The sequence below is a fragment of the Streptomyces colonosanans genome (assembly GCF_001866645.1).
In the GTDB taxonomy this organism is placed as follows: domain Bacteria; phylum Actinomycetota; class Actinomycetes; order Streptomycetales; family Streptomycetaceae; genus Streptomyces; species Streptomyces colonosanans.
Window position 1 is genome coordinate 98,656 of sequence record NZ_MLYP01000045.1, and the last position, 14,778, is coordinate 113,433.

At 69.0% G+C, this 14,778-nt stretch carries 12 protein-coding genes and 1 pseudogene; 7 read left to right on the forward strand and 6 right to left on the reverse strand.

Features of this window, described 5'->3' with window-relative positions; all coding sequences use genetic code 11:
• The first annotated feature begins 110 nt into the window (after positions 1 to 110).
• Together BIV24_RS18045 and BIV24_RS36485 are read left to right on the forward strand one after the other, a co-directional pair.
• Positions 111 to 1,901, forward strand: a complete 1,791-nt coding sequence (locus BIV24_RS18045; protein WP_071367360.1) for a glycoside hydrolase family 35 protein — start codon at positions 111 to 113, stop codon at positions 1,899 to 1,901.
• A 21-nt stretch (positions 1,902 to 1,922) separates the two neighbouring features.
• Positions 1,923 to 2,042: pseudogene (locus BIV24_RS36485) on the forward strand (IS982 family transposase); the annotation flags it as partial.
• A 20-nt stretch (positions 2,043 to 2,062) separates the two neighbouring features.
• Here the strand turns inward: BIV24_RS36485 and BIV24_RS18050 are convergent.
• On the reverse strand, positions 2,063 to 2,668 hold the full coding sequence (locus BIV24_RS18050; protein ID WP_071367361.1) for a TetR/AcrR family transcriptional regulator: 606 nt from the start codon (positions 2,666 to 2,668) through the stop codon (positions 2,063 to 2,065).
• 82 nt (positions 2,669 to 2,750) lie between these two features.
• Here BIV24_RS18050 and BIV24_RS18055 point away from each other — a divergent pair, with 82 nt between their 5' ends.
• Positions 2,751 to 3,785 (forward strand): hypothetical protein, encoded by a 1,035-nt coding sequence (locus BIV24_RS18055; RefSeq protein ID WP_071367362.1) that lies wholly within the window; start codon positions 2,751 to 2,753, stop codon positions 3,783 to 3,785.
• Positions 3,786 to 4,042: 257 nt separating this feature from the next.
• On the opposite strand, the gene BIV24_RS18060 is transcribed toward BIV24_RS18055, so the two are convergent.
• Positions 4,043 to 4,261, reverse strand: a complete 219-nt coding sequence (locus tag BIV24_RS18060; RefSeq protein ID WP_143064624.1) for a hypothetical protein — start codon at positions 4,259 to 4,261, stop codon at positions 4,043 to 4,045.
• Positions 4,262 to 4,584: 323 nt separating this feature from the next.
• On the opposite strand from BIV24_RS18060, the gene BIV24_RS18065 reads away from it, so the two are divergent.
• Both BIV24_RS18065 and BIV24_RS18070 read left to right on the forward strand, forming a co-directional pair.
• Positions 4,585 to 5,724: a PP2C family protein-serine/threonine phosphatase gene (locus BIV24_RS18065; protein ID WP_071367364.1), complete on the forward strand. Its 1,140-nt coding sequence runs from the start codon at positions 4,585 to 4,587 to the stop codon at positions 5,722 to 5,724.
• Between the two features lie 319 nt (positions 5,725 to 6,043).
• Complete coding sequence (locus tag BIV24_RS18070) at positions 6,044 to 8,725, forward strand: SpoIIE family protein phosphatase (protein WP_071367379.1); 2,682 nt, start codon at positions 6,044 to 6,046, stop codon at positions 8,723 to 8,725.
• A gap of 331 nt (positions 8,726 to 9,056) precedes the next feature.
• Here BIV24_RS18070 and BIV24_RS36080 read toward each other — a convergent pair whose 3' ends face one another.
• Positions 9,057 to 9,188: a hypothetical protein gene (locus BIV24_RS36080; RefSeq protein WP_281247758.1), complete on the reverse strand. Its 132-nt coding sequence runs from the start codon at positions 9,186 to 9,188 to the stop codon at positions 9,057 to 9,059.
• Positions 9,189 to 9,383: 195 nt separating this feature from the next.
• The gene (locus BIV24_RS18075) at positions 9,384 to 10,046 is read right to left on the reverse strand and encodes a DUF4097 family beta strand repeat-containing protein (protein ID WP_071367365.1); all 663 of its coding nucleotides are present in this window, start codon (positions 10,044 to 10,046) and stop codon (positions 9,384 to 9,386) included.
• Positions 10,047 to 10,309: 263 nt separating this feature from the next.
• On the opposite strand from BIV24_RS18075, the gene BIV24_RS18080 reads away from it, so the two are divergent.
• Positions 10,310 to 11,092: a GbsR/MarR family transcriptional regulator gene (locus BIV24_RS18080; protein ID WP_071367366.1), complete on the forward strand. Its 783-nt coding sequence runs from the start codon at positions 10,310 to 10,312 to the stop codon at positions 11,090 to 11,092.
• A 166-nt stretch (positions 11,093 to 11,258) separates the two neighbouring features.
• Here BIV24_RS18080 and BIV24_RS18085 read toward each other — a convergent pair whose 3' ends face one another.
• Entirely contained in the window at positions 11,259 to 11,441 is a 183-nt protein-coding gene (locus BIV24_RS18085) for a hypothetical protein (protein ID WP_071367367.1), read from the reverse strand.
• Positions 11,442 to 11,653: 212 nt separating this feature from the next.
• Between BIV24_RS18085 and BIV24_RS18090 the strand changes: the two genes are divergently transcribed.
• Positions 11,654 to 12,550: an IS982 family transposase gene (locus BIV24_RS18090; RefSeq protein ID WP_071367368.1), complete on the forward strand. Its 897-nt coding sequence runs from the start codon at positions 11,654 to 11,656 to the stop codon at positions 12,548 to 12,550.
• An 18-nt stretch (positions 12,551 to 12,568) separates the two neighbouring features.
• On the opposite strand, the gene BIV24_RS18095 is transcribed toward BIV24_RS18090, so the two are convergent.
• The coding region (locus tag BIV24_RS18095) for an NPCBM/NEW2 domain-containing protein (protein WP_177198754.1) at positions 12,569 to 14,778 on the reverse strand (2,210 nt) is incomplete at its 5' end.

Here is a 14,778-nt window from a genome sequence, read left to right on the forward strand (position 1 = left end):
GCAGCGGCGAGTGCGGTCCGCTCGTCGACTTCCCGGCCCCCCCAGCGGCGTTGGGGCCCGTGCATGACCACCGGAGCCGTCGCGTGAGCCTCGTGACAGGAGAACGGCCCATGCACCGGTCGACAGCTATTCTGTCCCACCCCGGCGGCGGGCTTCTGCGGGACGGCCGCCCCCACCGCATCCTCGCCGGGTCCCTGCACTACTTCCGGGTCCATCCCGAACAGTGGCGGGACCGGCTGGCGCGGCTCGCCGCCATGGGTCTGAACACGGTCGACACCTACATTCCGTGGAACTTCCACGAGCAGCACCGGGGTCGACCGCGCTTTGACGGCTGGCGTGACGTCGAACGATTCCTCCGCCTCGCGCAGGACGCCGGCCTGGACGCGATCGTGCGACCCGGCCCGTACATCTGCGCCGAATGGGACAACGGCGGGCTGCCCGCCTGGCTCACGGGCAGCCAGGGGATGCGGTTGCGGTCCTCGCACGGTCCCTTCCTGGACGCGGTGGCCCGCTGGTTCGATCAGTTGATCCCGCGCCTTGCCACCTTGCAGGCCGCTCACGGAGGACCCGTCGTCGCCCTGCAGATCGAGAACGAGTACGGCAGCTACGGTGACGACCACGCCTATATGCAGTGGATCCGCGACGCCCTCCTCGAGCGCGGCGTCACCGAGTTGCTGTACACGGCGGACGGTCCGACCGAGCTGATGCTCGATGGCGGGACACTGTCCGACCACCTTGCGGCCGTGACGTTCGGCTCCCATGCGGCCGAGGCCGCCGAGGTACTGAGGACGCGCCGCCGCGACGAGCCCTTTGTCTGCGCGGAGTTCTGGAACGGCTGGTTCGACCACTGGGGAGAGCGGCACCATGTCCGGGCGCCGCAGAGCGCGGCAGGAACGCTGAGCGACATCCTCCACGCCGGTGGCTCGGTCAGTGTGTACATGGCCCACGGCGGCACCAACTTCGGGATGTGGGCAGGAGCCAACCACGACGGCAAGGCCATCCAGCCGACCGTGACCAGCTACGACTCCGACGCGCCGATCGCCGAACACGGCGGGCTCACCCCGAAGTTCTTCGCGTTGCGGGACCGACTCAGCGCCGTGACCGGCCTGCCGAACCCGCCGCTGCCCGCCGACCCTCCGCTGCTGGCACCCCGCGCCCTTCCCGTCACCCGGGGGTCCGGTCTGATGGGCGGGCTGGAGGCGATGTCCCAGGCGGTGGTGTCACCCCACCCGTTGAGCTTCGAGGAACTGGGACAGGCGTCCGGGCTGGTGCTCTACCGTGCGCGCCCGATGCTCCCCCGGGGCACCAACGAGGTGATCGTCAGCGGAGTCCACGACCGCGCCCAGGTCTTCGTCGACGGCGTTGCGGCGGGGGTCCTCGACCGGGAGGTCGACTCGCTCACCGTGCCCGGCACGGGTCGGCAGGTACGGCTGGAACTGCTGGTGGAGAACCAGGGGCGGATCAACTACGGTCCGCTGCTTGGCCAGGGCAAGGGCATTCTCGGCCATGTCCGGGTAGGCCGTCGGCTGATCCACGGCTGGGAGATGCACCCGTTGCCGCTGGACGAATGGTCGGCGGACGAAGTCGCCCGCGCGGCGAGTGCCACCGAGCCGCAGGGCACGGCGGGATTCGCGACTGCACGGGTCACGGTGGACGAGCCGGCGGACGCATTCCTGGCACTTCCCGGTTTCGGCAAGGGTTTCGTCTGGGTCAACGGGTTCCTGCTCGGTCGGTACTGGGAGATCGGACCGCAGGTGACGCTCTATCTGCCGGCGCCGCTCCTGGTGCCTGGTGAGAACACCCTCACCCTGCTGGAGCTGGAACGCTTCGGAGAGCGGGTCGAGCTGCGCGACGCGCCGGAGTTGGGTCAGCCCGAGGAGTACGTCGAGACCTTGTCGTAGTGCCCGGCGGCCGCTTGCGCCGGCGGCCGCGTGGTGGTCGCCCGGGTTGCCCGGCGCGTCCTGACGCTGGCCGCCGTGATCGGGCACAACTGCCGGACGGGCCAGGCGGTCAGCCGCCCACTGACCGCCTTCGACCACTGACCGTATGCAGAAAGACTCGCCTAGGATCGCGTCGGCGCGTCAGTGGTCCGTGGAGCTCGTAGCTCGGACAGGTGATCGGCGATGACGGCGCGCAGCGCGTCGGGGGTGTCGACGTCCGGGCGTACGGCGGCGTGCACGGCGAGCCCGTCCAGCAGGGCGTGCAGCCGGGCGGCCTCCCGCTCCGGGTCGCGGCCGGGACCGATGAGGCCGGCCACGAGACCGCGGCAGCCCGCGCGGAGCATGTCGTACCCCTCGTCGCGCAGGGCCCGCAGCTCGGGGTCTGTCATGGCGCGGGCGGTGAAGGCCAGCCACACCTCGTTCTCCGCTCGCCGCTGGTCGTCCAGCGGCAGCAGCTCAGCGAGTACACGCGCGGCACGCTGCCGCGGGTCGCCGTCCGAGGGCAGTGCCGCGATCCGCTGCTCGATCCCGTCGATGACCAGCCGCAGCGCGAAGGCCATCAGCTCGGACTGGCTCGCGAAGTAGTGCCTCAGCGAGCCCATCGAGAGTCTTGCCTCCCGGGCCACGTTGCGGACCGAGGCGTGCTCCAGGCCGTCGCGCCGGACCACCCGCCATACCGCTTCAGCCAGCTCTCTGCGACGGATCCTGGGATCGACCACCTTGGGCATGGACCTTTTATAGCACAGTCGTGCTACATTCGAACCCAACGCTTCATGGCACGGTCGTGCTAAATAAATCGCGGAGGCTCCCATGCAGCTCACCCGCCCCACCACCGCCCCTGAATCCGACTCGGCCCGCCGCAAGTCCTTGCTGCGCTCACGGGCCCTATGGGCAGCCGTCCTCGGCTGGCTGGCCGCCAACGCGCTCGTCGTCGCCGTCGCGGGAGACCGCTTGCCCTTCACCTGGGCATCCAGTACCGGGCAGAAGACCGCGGACCACCTCCTGGAAGCCAACGTCGGTCTCGTCGAGGTTCTGCTGCTGATCGCCCTCGTCGGTCTGCTCACTCGCCGACGTCCCCGGCCCGACCTCGCCGCCCGAACTCCCGAGCGTGCCCAGGCGCTGCGCGAGACCCTCCTGCTGCTCGCCTACGGAGCGGCTGGACTCGCCTTCGGATACGTCCTCGCCCGCTCTCTCGGCTGGCACCCCTTCGGCTTCCACCTCGCCGGCACGCTCTACGGCACCCATGAACATGTCACCCCGACCGAGGCCGTCACCTGGGCGCTCTACAACGTGATCGTGTACGCCCTCGTACCTCTGCTGTACTTCCGCCGTCGCTATACCGCCGAACAGCTCTGCCTGCGCTCGGCCGACCGCCGGGCCGACACCGTCCTGGTCGCCGTCGTGCTGGTCGTCGAGTCGGTGGTGCAGTTCCTGGTACTCGAACCCGAGACCCTCGAACTGGGCGGGCGCCGACTGCTCGTGGGCCTGCCACTCACCTTCACGCTCTACCTCGCCGGCGCGGTGCTCCCCGCCATGATCTTCATCTACGCGATCCTGCTCCCCCGCGTGCTCAAGCTCACCGGCTCGACCGCCGCCACCGTCGTCGCGGGCGGCCTCGCCTACGCCGCCTTCCACCTGTGGGACGCCTGGACGCGGTTTGGATCGCTCGAAGACACGCTGTTGTCGGGGGCCTTCCTGCTTCTCACCTATTTCGCCCCAGGCATGATGAAGGCGGTGCTCACCCTGCGCACGGGCAACGCCTGGGTCCACGTCTGGGCGTACCACGCCCTGGCCCCGCACACCCTCGCGGACACTCCTCATGTGGTGCACATCTTCCGGGTCTAGCCCCGTACTTCGCAGGTCACCGATTCAGGTCCGTGTCATCCGCCCAGTCTGGGTGTGTGCTTTCCGGTGTGTGGCCAAGCGTTCGTTGCATCAGCACGGTGTCGATCCAGCGGTCTACGGCCGTCCCGCCCCGTGGCCTCCGCTCCCGAACTCTCGCGCCACGCCGCTGGTTCCCAGTCGCGGTGGCCGGTGACCTGCGGTCGGCGGTGGCGTAGCCGGGCGGTCCGGCGCCGGCCGGACCGCCCGGATCCCGTCCGTCAGTACGAGCCGGTGCGGGCGAACATCAGGTGGGGGTCGTCGCCGATGTAGGACCAGGCGGTGGCGAAGCCGGTGGTGTTCTTGTCGTTGAGCATGGGCGAGAGCTTCTCGCGGGTGCCGGTGGTGTGGTTGCACGTGTAGTGCTTCATGTCGCTGTTGCGCCAGATGTTGCAGCCCTTGCCGGTCCAGTACTTCTCCGGCACGTTTGCATCGACCATGGCCCACACGGTGCGGCAGCCACTGCTGTACCACAGCGACGCGGTGACCGACACGTGCAGGCGGTAGCGCGAGCTGTTGCTGGCGCGGCGTCCGGAAAGCCCACTGGATCCGAGCGTCGGTCCGGTTGCGCGGTGTGCTGCCGCAGGTCGTGCGCGCCTTCGGGCTGCGACGATGCCGCATGGCCAAGACCGCGGTCCAGCATGCCCTCACCGTGACAGCGATCAACCGTCACGGACACCCAGTGTGCCCGAACGGTGGACCTTGCAGCTCTGCGGTCTCTCCATTTCCTGCGGGGCTGCCCCGGCGGGTGTAGACCGAGGGTATGCGCCTGCGGCAGCGGATTGCGCACCGGCAGCGCTCGCGGCGAGCCAGCGATGCTCTGCTTGCACTCCCGCTCAGTCTGATCGCGGTCATCGTGCTGGTCGACGTGCTGACCCCGCACGGTTTGCCGCTGGGCCCGTCGCTGCTCATCGTGGCGCCCGCGCTCACCGCGTCCTTCGCCTCAACCCTCGTCACCGGGGCGATCGCCGCCGTCGCGGTGGCGGGCATGCTCGTCATCGGCGTGGAACGCGAACACCTGCTGGACACGATGTACTTCGACTCGCAGATCATCGCCCTGGTGGTGGTCTCGGTGATCGTGACGGTCTTCCGCTATCTGCGGGAGCGACACTCCCGTGAACTGGCGCAAGTGCGGACGGTGTCGGAGGCGGCGCAACGCGTGGTGCTCAGGCCGCTGCCGCGCCGGATCGGCCCGCTGCGGGTGGCGTCGATGTATCTGGCGGCGCAGGAGCAAGCCCTGATCGGCGGCGACCTCTACGCGGCGGTACGCACCGCTTCCGGGACACGGCTGATCATCGGGGATGCAATGGGCAAGGGCCTGACCGCGATCGGCGACGCCTCCCTGCTGCTCGGCGCCTTCCGGGCGGCCGCGCACCGCCAGGCCACCCTGCCCGACCTCATGGCCTACCTGGATCAGAGCGTGTGCTGGAACCTGGCCGAACCCACCGAGGCCGAGCAGGCCGGGGAGTGCTTCATCACCGCCGCCGTTATCGACATCCCCGACGAGCCCTCCATGGTGCAGATGGTCACCTGCGGGCACCCGCCACCCCTGCTGCTGTGCGACCAGCAAGTCACCACGCTGCGCGCCGCCCGTCCCGCGCCGCCGCTGGGCCTGGGCGAGCTGACCGAGTCCGACTACCACGTCGACACCTTCGCACTGGGGCCCAGGGATGTGCTGCTGCTGCACACCGACGGCGTGGCCGAGGCCCGGAACTCCCGGGGTGTCTTCTACCCGCTGGCCGAGCGAGCCGCGGCCTGGACGCAGGAGAGGCCCTCGGCACTGGTCCGCCATCTGCGCGCCGACCTGCTCGCCCATGTCGGCGGACACCTCGCCGACGACGCCGCCGTCATCGCCGTCCAACGCACCAACGCGCCCGCACCCTCTCCACCGCCTGACCAGTGAGGACCAGACACCTCCCACGGTGATGGTCAAGCGGCTGCCGCGGGTGGGGCCGCTCGGCAAGTGGCTGCTCTCGGTGATGCGTGCAGGATTCATCGATCTCGGCCCGCGCTGACCTGTGGAGTGGGCGTTCAGACAGATCCAACGGCTGCGGCCACCTTCCCGTGCCCACGTTCTTCATCAACACGCGGGGGTACAAACAAGGCATGGTGGCATTTTTAAGCTGCCGTTGATTCGGGCAGTCCACATATTCGACCGACGTGGTGGCGCGGGCCCCGAAGGGGATCGTGGAGGCAAATACTCGCGCCGATCCGGGCAACATCTGCGGCTCCTGCTGAACCCACGGAGCATCGCTGGCCAGGTCTTCTTTCTGCAGGCGGCCATCGTGCTGCTGATTATTGCTTCTGCGGTGTTGGCCCTCGTGTTCCTGGCACGCAGTGAGAGCTTCCGGAATGCTCGTGACCGCTCGGTCACCGCTGCCGAGATGTTTGCCCACGCACCGGGGATCCAGCAAGCGCTGAAGTCACCGAATCCTACGGCGGTACTCCAGCCGCTGACCGAAGCGGCCCGTAAGCGCGCCGAGGTCAGCTTCATTGTCGTGGCGGATACACATGGGATTCGCTACACACAGACAAATCCGACGCTCATCGGGAAGAGGGTCGTGGCCAATATCGGACCGGTCCTGGCCGGCCACACGTACGTCGAGAACGTCCACGATCCTCTCGGATCCGAGATACAGGCGACGGCCCCGGTGATCGATGCCCGTGGCAGGGTCGTGGGCATGGTGACCGCCGGCGTCCAGGTCAGCAAGGTGAACAGTGCGGTCTATCGGCAGCTGCCGATCCTCGCCGGCGGCGGCGCCGCCGCGTTGGCCGCGACCACCGTGGGTACGGCGCTAGCGGTTCGGCGGGTGAGGCGCCAGACCCGCGGCCTCGGTCCCGCGGAGATCACCCGCATGTACGAGCACCACGACGCGGTGCTGCACTCGGTCCGCGAGGGCGTGTTCATAGCGGACGGCGGCGGATCGCTGCTGCTCGCCAATGACGAGGCCCATCGCCTGCTCGATCTGCCCCCGAACGCAGAGGGACGCCCCGTCGCCGATCTCGGCCTGGACCCCGACATGACCCGGCTACTGGTCTCGGGGCGCGTCGCCACAGACGAGGTACACGTGGCGGGCGACCGCTTGCTGGCAGTGAACCAGCGGCCCACGGATCTGTACGGAGGGCCGCCGGGCAGCGTGGCGACGCTCCGGGACACCACGGAGCTGCACGTCCTGTCGGGGCGGGCCGAGGTGGCGAGGGAGCGCCTGAAGCTGCTGTACGACGCCAGCGTGTGCATCGGGACCACCCTCGATGCGCGGCGGACGGCCGAGGAACTGGCGGAGGTGACGGTGCCGCGGTTCGCGGATTTCGTCTCCGTCGATCTGGTGGACCCCATCCTGCGCGGTGAAGAGCCGGTGGGTACGGGATTCCGCCGTACGGCCCTCAAGGGCATCCGCGACGGCCATCCCCTCTACCCGCCCGGTCAGCTGATCACGTTTGGTCCGAGCACGCCGCATGCCCGGGCTCTCGACCTGGGCCAGGCGATTGTCGTGCCTCGTCTGAGCGACGACCCGTCGTGGTGGCAGCAGGATGCCGAGTGGGTACAAAAGGCGCTCGCGTATGGATTCCATTCACTCCTCACCGTCCCACTGCGGCGAGCACGAGGAGCCGTCCTTGGCGTAGCCGCCTTCTGGCGCTCGGAACGGCCCAGTCCTTTCGACGCCGATGACCTGGCTCTCGCCGAAGAGCTGGTCGCTCGCGCCGCAGTGTGCATCGACAACGCCCGCCGCTTTACCCACGAACACACCCTGGCGGTCACCCTCCAGCGCAGCCTGCTGCCCCGTGGTGTGCCCGAGCAGGACGCCGTCGAGGTGGCCTCCCGCTACGTGCCGGCTCAAGCCGGGGTGGGCGGAGACTGGTTCGACGTCATTCCGCTGCCGGGGGCCCGGGTGGCCCTCGTGGTCGGTGACGTGGTCGGGCACGGCGTGCACGCCGCGGCCACCATGGGCCGACTACGCATCGCCGTTCGCAACTTCTCCGCGCTGGACCTGTCGCCCGGCGAACTCCTCAGCCACCTCGACGAGTTGGTCACCGGGCTCGACCAGGACGAGGAGGCCCAGAGCGGTGGCGAAGGGATCACCGGAGCCACCTGCCTCTACGCCATCTACGACCCGGTCACCGGCCGGGCCACCGTGGCCAGGGCCGGTCACCCAGGCCCCGCGCTGGTCCACCCCGACGGCACCGTGGCCTTTCCCGAAGTGCCCGCCTCCCCGCCGCTCGGGCTGGGTGGGGAACCGTTCGAGACGGCCGAGCTGCAGATGCGCGAGGGAAGCCGCCTGGTTCTCTACACCGACGGGCTCATCGAGGGTCGCGACCGCGACATCGACACAGGTCTCGCTCTGCTGCGCGCCGCCCTGGCCAACAGCACGGGCCGTAGCCCCGAGGAGATCTGCACGGCGGTCTGCGACACCGTGCTGCCCCAGCAACCGAGCGACGACATCGCGCTACTGGTCGCCCGCACCCGCCTGCTCCCCTCCGAGAAGCTCGCCAACTGGGACGTGCCTTCCGACGCGGCGGCCGTCTCCCAGGTCCGCGCCGCCTGCGCCCGCCAACTGGAGACGTGGGGGCTGGAGGGGCTCGGCTTCACCACCGAGCTGATCCTCAGCGAACTGGTCACCAACGCAATCCGCCACGGATGCGCACCGATACAGGTACGGATATTGTGCGACCGCAGCCTTATCTGCGAGGTTTCCGACGGCAGCAGCACCTCCCCCCACCTGCGCCGAGCCAGAGCCACTGACGAGGGCGGCCGTGGACTGTTCCTGGTGGCCCAGTGCTCCGAACGGTGGGGGACGAGGTACACGGCCCGGGGCAAGGTCATCTGGGTCGAGCAGTCCCTGACCGGCAGCCAACAGGAGATGACCATCCCCCTGCTGGACGAGCTGGACGAGCTGGCCTGCTAGCGCAGCGGCCCGTCGTAGGACTTCCCACTGGTCACACGTTCCCATACGTGCACGGGAAGGGGTTGCCTCCGCACATGGCCGAAATGCTTGACCGGCTCATGAGCGTCCGGGCCCGAGCCAGATCAGCTCGGCATTCGGCTGCCGGACGAGCCGTACGTCATCCGATACTGGGCCGACCTGCTGCTCCCGCGCCCCGCTGCGGACCACAACAGCGGTCCCCACGACCGGCTTTCCCCCTTTCGGTACTCAACGTACGCGGTGGCATTGGCAATCGGGCTGCGGTGGCCTGGGGCTGATGATCGCGGACGCCCGATGGTCGGTCAGTCGCCGGTCAGTCGGCGTTCCAGTCCCTGGTGCGCAGCGGATCCGGCACCGGTTTCCCTTCCAGCCAGGTCGGCTTCCCGCCGTCGGAGTTGCCGTCATGCCGGACGACGATGGTCTCGGCCTCCTCGTGGTGCTCCACCGTGCCTCCGGTCTCCGTGTTCGGGCCTGCGAGTGGCAGCTGCTGCTCGTTGTCCTTGGCTGGGGGCCGGATTCGGATCGCGTTGCTTTCCTGCTGGAACGGCAGAAGTCTTGGACGAGTCCGGTCGTTCCAGGTCAGGGGGCGCTTTCGTCGTCTTGCTCAAGGTCCGGACGCCGCGCAGGTGACGCGGTCGCGTCAGAGGCTGTGGGCGGTGATGTCGCCGTGGGAGGTGGTGGCGTGGATGTCGAGTTCGGTGGTGCCGTCGTTCTTGAGGGTGTTGTTGATGCGGCCGTGGCTGGTGCCGGCGTCCAGGGTGGCCGAGATGCCGGCGGCGGCGCCGATCGAAATGTCGCCGGACTGGGTGCGGAGCACGACCTTGCCGCCCGTGGCCTCGGTGATCCGGATGTCGCCCCTCGCGGTGCTGATCTCCGCGAGGCCGCCCAGCCGGCCGATCTCGATGTCGCCGTCGACCGCGGTGAGGCGGAGGCTTGCGGTCTCGTCCAGTTTGATCTGGCGGTAGGCACCTTCGAAGGCGACGTCGCCGAGGCGGCCGAGGGTCCGGAGTTCGGCGCTGGCCGCCTTGGCCTCGATGCGGGAACCGGCGGGCAGCTTCACCGTCACCTCGATGGCTCCGGAGGGGCCGAGGTACTGGTTCTTCGCCGAAGTCTCGATCCGCAGGACTCCGTCGGCGTATTCGACCGTGGTCTGCTCCGCCGCCTTCACGTCGCGGCCCTTCGAGGCGTCCGCGGGCAGGACCTCGACCGCGGTGTCGGTCCGGTCTGCGGCGATGAACTGGACGCGTCCAGCGGGGAGGTCCAGGACGGCGGAGATCGGGGCGGGGGTGTCGAACTTCTGCATTGTGCTCTCCCTTGCGCTTGCGGCTCGCTGTTTCCTGATGAGGGAAACGCTACGTTGCTTTCCAGATTTAAGCAACGCCATCTTTGCTTAGGAATGGCATCTGTGCAGGTGACAGCGCAATAATCATTGCAACGCCCTCTCGATGAACGCAACGATGGAACAGTCATTCGTTGCAATGAGTTGAAGGTGAACGCTATAGTGGAGGCGTCAGGGAACACCGAGCAGCACCATGGGGCACCCGTGGGGCATAAAAGGGGGTCGTGATGCCGGGAGGCAGACTCACCCAGCAGGAGCGCCAGCAGATCGCGGTGGGGCTGGCCGACGGCCTGGCCTACGCCGAGATCGCCCGCCGTCTCGACCGTCCGACCTCCACGATCACGCGTGAGGTGACGCGGAACGGCGGCCCCGCCGGCTACCGCGCCGATCTGGCCCACCGCGCCACCCAGCAGCGCACCCACCGGGGCAAGCAGGCCGCGCCCCGGGGGTCGCAGGCGCTCCCGCAATCCCACGGACGCGACGCCGAGGCCGTGCGCGACTACCAGGAGACCCTCACCACCGTCTTCATGACCTCGGGCCTGCCCAAGATGATGGCCCGGGTGCTGGGCTGCCTCTACACCACCGACACCGGCAGACTCACCGCCTCCGAACTCGCCCAGCGCCTCCAGGTCAGCCCGGCGTCCATCTCCAAAGCGATCACGTTCCTCGAGAGCATGGACCTCGTCCGCCGGGAACGCGACGAACGCCGCCGCGAGCGCTACGTCGTCGACGACGACCTCTGGTACCAGTCGATGATCCGCAGCGCCCGGGCCAACGACCAGTTCATCGAGACCGCACGGCAGGGCGTCGGCATCCTCGGCCGGGGCACCCCGGCCGCCACCCGCCTCGAGAATGCCGCCCGCTTCCTCGACTTCGTCAGCGAAGCGCTCGTCCGCGCCGCGGAGCAGGGCCGCGAGGTCCTCTACGCCAGAACCGAAACGACCTCAGACCACGCCGCCAAGCCGAGTTCAGATGACGGACGGACAGCCGTCCCGACGGCCACAGCATGAGACGAAGCCGGCCTGCCGTCAGATCTCGTGGCCGGTTCCCGAATCACCGAGCCCGACACGGGTCCCGGCGGAACGTGCAGCCCCTTGCCGGGCTTGGACGCAAGCCCATGCGATTCCGCGAGGAGATCCAGGTCCGCATGCCGTTACCCGACGAGATTGAGGCCCTTCAACTGCCGCTGGCCACGTCTGTAATCCTGTGGCGCGGACCGCCGTTGACGCTGCGGGCCGCGTGGTCGAGATCAACGAGATGACCATGACGGGGTTCGACGTGGCCGAAGCGGTGGCCGATGGTGGTGAAGAGGTCGTCCAATTCGTGGTCCCAGGTCTCGGCTGCCGGTGTAGTGATCACGGTCAGAGGTCTCCCTGGCCTGACACGGCCTCGTCGTCGGGGGGCACTCGTTCGAGGGGCGGACGGGCAGCAGTCGCCCATGACCACAGCCCGCCCGCTACACTCCCACCACTCGACGTTGCCCCAGGTCAGGCATGGAAGTACTGCTGGAGTACTAGACGAGTCTTTCCAAATGCCTGCGGGCATGAGACGAGGGTGCTCAAGATCCGTTTGTGACGACGAACTTGACCACCCTCGTGACCGCACTGTACGTGAAGATCGACGATGACTGGGCCGGGATCGCTCGACTGCCCGGCAGGCCGCCGAAACTGAGCCACTCCGAGCTGCTGTGCCTGGCTGTGATGCAGGCCCTGCTCGGCTTCCACAGCGAGGCTCACTGGCTGCGGCACGTGCGCGCCCACTACCGCGGCATGTTCCCGTACATCCCGCAGGACGCCGGCTACAACAAACGCCTGCGGGCCGCGCTACCGCAGGTCAAACGCCTCATCCGGGTCCTGGCCAAGGACACCGACTTCTGGCACGACACCGTGTGGATCTGCGACTCCACACCCGTACCCTGCGGCACGTCGCGGCCCACGGTGAAGCGGTCCGAGGTGGCGGGCTGGGCAAACTACGGCTACTGCGCGTCCCACTCGCGGTTCTACTGGGGGCTACGACTATTCCTGGCGTGCACTCCCTCGGGCATGCCGATCCTGTGGGCCCTGGCCAGTCCGAAGATCGATGAGCGCGAAGTCCTGGCGGCAATGATGGAGGTCGACGCTCAGCTCGTGCGGGACCGGCCTGGCCTGCTGCTGATCACGGACAAGGGCTTTGCGTCCAAGGCGTTCGAGCGGTCACTGTCCGAACAGGGCGTCACGCTGCTGCGGCCGTCGACGAAACGCGAGGCCACCCGCCCCGGAGAGCCGATGCTCAAGAAGGTCCGCCAGTTGATCGAGTCAGTGAACGACACTCTCAAGGGCCAGCTCGACCTGGAACAACACGGCGGTCGTACCTGCGAGGGCGTTGCCGTGCGTGTCGCGCAGCGCGTCCTAGCGCTGACTGCCGCTATCTGGCACAACTTCCAGACCGGCCAGGCGGTCAGCCGCTCACTGACCGCCTATGACCACTGAACGTTCGGAAAGACTCGTCTAGGGCGCGCAGCTCACGGTGGCGGTCGCCCAGTCCGCGTGGTCCTGCGTCTTTCCGTCACCGCCGTCGCCGACGACCAGGTCGAGCACCTGGGCGCCGGACACGTCGGCATTCAGCGTGACAGCGGCCTGGCGGCCCCTCAGCACCGGCGTGGCGGCGACCTGCTTGCCGTCGGCGAGCACCGTGAAGGTCACCGAGCCACCGCCGTTCGTCTCGTCGTCCACGCCGACGGACGCGGTGAAGCGAGTGCACGTGCCGCCCAGGTGGACGGTGATGTCACTGTCGGAGTGCGCCCCAAGCCCCTTGGCGTACGCCGTGCCGGCGATGGACATCGGGCGCCCGTCCCCGGCCGCGTCCTCGCCGTTGGAGGTGTTCCGCTCCACCGGACCCCATCCGTTGGTCGAGAGGAAGTCCAGATCGGCCAGGTCGTGCGTGCCCGCGGCGGGCGCCGCGGGCGGCGAGGCGACGCTTGTAGCGGCGCCCGCCGACCCGTCCCGGGAGCGCCCGGTCACCGACAGCACTGCCGACCACGGGCCGCTCCCGCCCGATGCGGTCGTCACCTTCCAAGTGCGGGTGACGGTGCTTCCCGCCGGTACGTCCCCGAGCTGCTGCCGGGCCTCAGGTTCCGCCGTCCAGCCGTCCGGCAGCTGGAGCGTGAGCGACGCGTCGTGCGCCGTGCCCCGACGGTGCGTGTAGGAGGCCGTCACCTCACCGCTCCCGCCCCGCGCGATCGTGTCCGGTGCGTCGATCCGCACATCGGCCACCGCCCGCGGGTCGCGGTACACGGCGGCCGACCAGCCGGGTGATGCGATGTCCCGGTACCGCAGCGGCGTCGTGTGGTTCCCGTATGCCTCCAGGCTCACGCTGCCGAGGCCGTCGCCGTTCGCGTCCTCGCCGATCACCGCGATCGCGACGGTGTTGCGGCCATGGGTGCGCAGCATGCCGGGCTGTACGGGGAACGTCGTCTGCGGACCCAGGTCGTTGACGTACAGACCGACCATCCAGCCGTTGACGTACACGAGCGCCCGGTAGTTCTTCGCCTTGTCGTCCTTGAACGTCAGGCCGAGAGGCACGTCCTGCCCCTTCGGCAGGTCCAGGGCGAAGGTGGTCCGGTACCAGGACACTCCGGGCGCGCCCCTGCGCGAGTCCGGCAGGGACACGGACGACCACGCGTCGTCCGGGTAGCCCGGCAGGTGCATTCCGTGCCGCTCGCCGTACAGACCGCCGGTGTTCAGCGGGCCGCGTACCGGGTCGACGAGGTCCTCGCCGCCGAGCGCGCCCTGGAGCCGCCAGCCGATCTGCTTGTCCGAGCCCACCAGGCGTGCACCCGTCAGCCCGCGCGGCTCCTTGTGGTGGTCGTCCGCGGACCAGTCCTGCTCGTGCGCCGTGTTGGCGGAGAGGACGGCCAGCACGTTGTCCTTGCCCGGCTTCAGCGTCCCGGCGGGGATGTCGAAGCGGTGTGTTGCGTCATCGCTGCTGCCCAGATACGTGCCGTTCAGCCATGCCAGGTACCTGCCGCCGCGCCCCGTGGTCGCGTCGACCTTCACCGCGGTCTCCGTACCGGCCGCCGTGAAGTGCCCCCGATACCAGATCGAGCCGGCGTGGAAGCCGTAGTGGTCCGCCGACAAGGCCTGCTTGTCGGCGGCGCGCCAAGCCGCGTCGTCGAAATCGGGCTGCGATTCCGGGGTCTCGGCGTGGTACTTCCAGCCGCCCAGAGTCGGCACCGTGACGGGCTCCGGCCCGGCGAGGGGTGTCCCGGCGGTGTCCAGGGCGCGGTTCGCAGGGCGGCCGTTCCAGGTGACGGAGGTGGCCGGCGTTCCCGTGACGACGTGAAGGCTCGCCGCCTTGTCGGTGTCGCCGGTGAGCTTCAGGACACCGTTGTCGTACGCACTGGTGCGCAGCAACTCGGGGCCGCTCGCCAGCACCGGCCCCTGCGGGGTGTCGAGACGCCAGTAGGTGTCGGCGGTCGCGTCGTCGGCGAGCAGGAGCAGCAGGGGCGTGGAACCGGGCGGGGTGATGAGGACCTGGGCGAGGCCGTCGTGCTTGTAGTTGAGGCGCAGGTCGCCGCTCGCCGGGTCCCAGGTCTGTTTCACATGCCCGCTGATGACCTGGACCTCGGGCCGGTCAGCGTACCGCAGCACGGTCTCGCCGTCCTGCCCGGGCCGCCCGTACAGCAGGGCCACGTCGCGCGGGCCGAAGGTGCCGTGGG

Coding starts and splice junctions, on each gene's coding strand:
- BIV24_RS18060 (WP_143064624.1), bottom strand. CDS start 4,261: ATGGTCGATGCAAACGTGCCGGAGAAGTACTGGACCGGCAAGGGCTGC.
- BIV24_RS18080 (WP_071367366.1), top strand. CDS start 10,310: ATGCCGGGAGGCAGACTCACCCAGCAGGAGCGCCAGCAGATCGCGGTG.
- BIV24_RS18055 (WP_071367362.1), top strand. CDS start 2,751: ATGCAGCTCACCCGCCCCACCACCGCCCCTGAATCCGACTCGGCCCGC.
- BIV24_RS18050 (WP_071367361.1), bottom strand. CDS start 2,668: ATGCCCAAGGTGGTCGATCCCAGGATCCGTCGCAGAGAGCTGGCTGAA.
- BIV24_RS18075 (WP_071367365.1), bottom strand. CDS start 10,046: ATGCAGAAGTTCGACACCCCCGCCCCGATCTCCGCCGTCCTGGACCTC.
- BIV24_RS18045 (WP_071367360.1), top strand. CDS start 111: ATGCACCGGTCGACAGCTATTCTGTCCCACCCCGGCGGCGGGCTTCTG.
- BIV24_RS18065 (WP_071367364.1), top strand. CDS start 4,585: ATGCGCCTGCGGCAGCGGATTGCGCACCGGCAGCGCTCGCGGCGAGCC.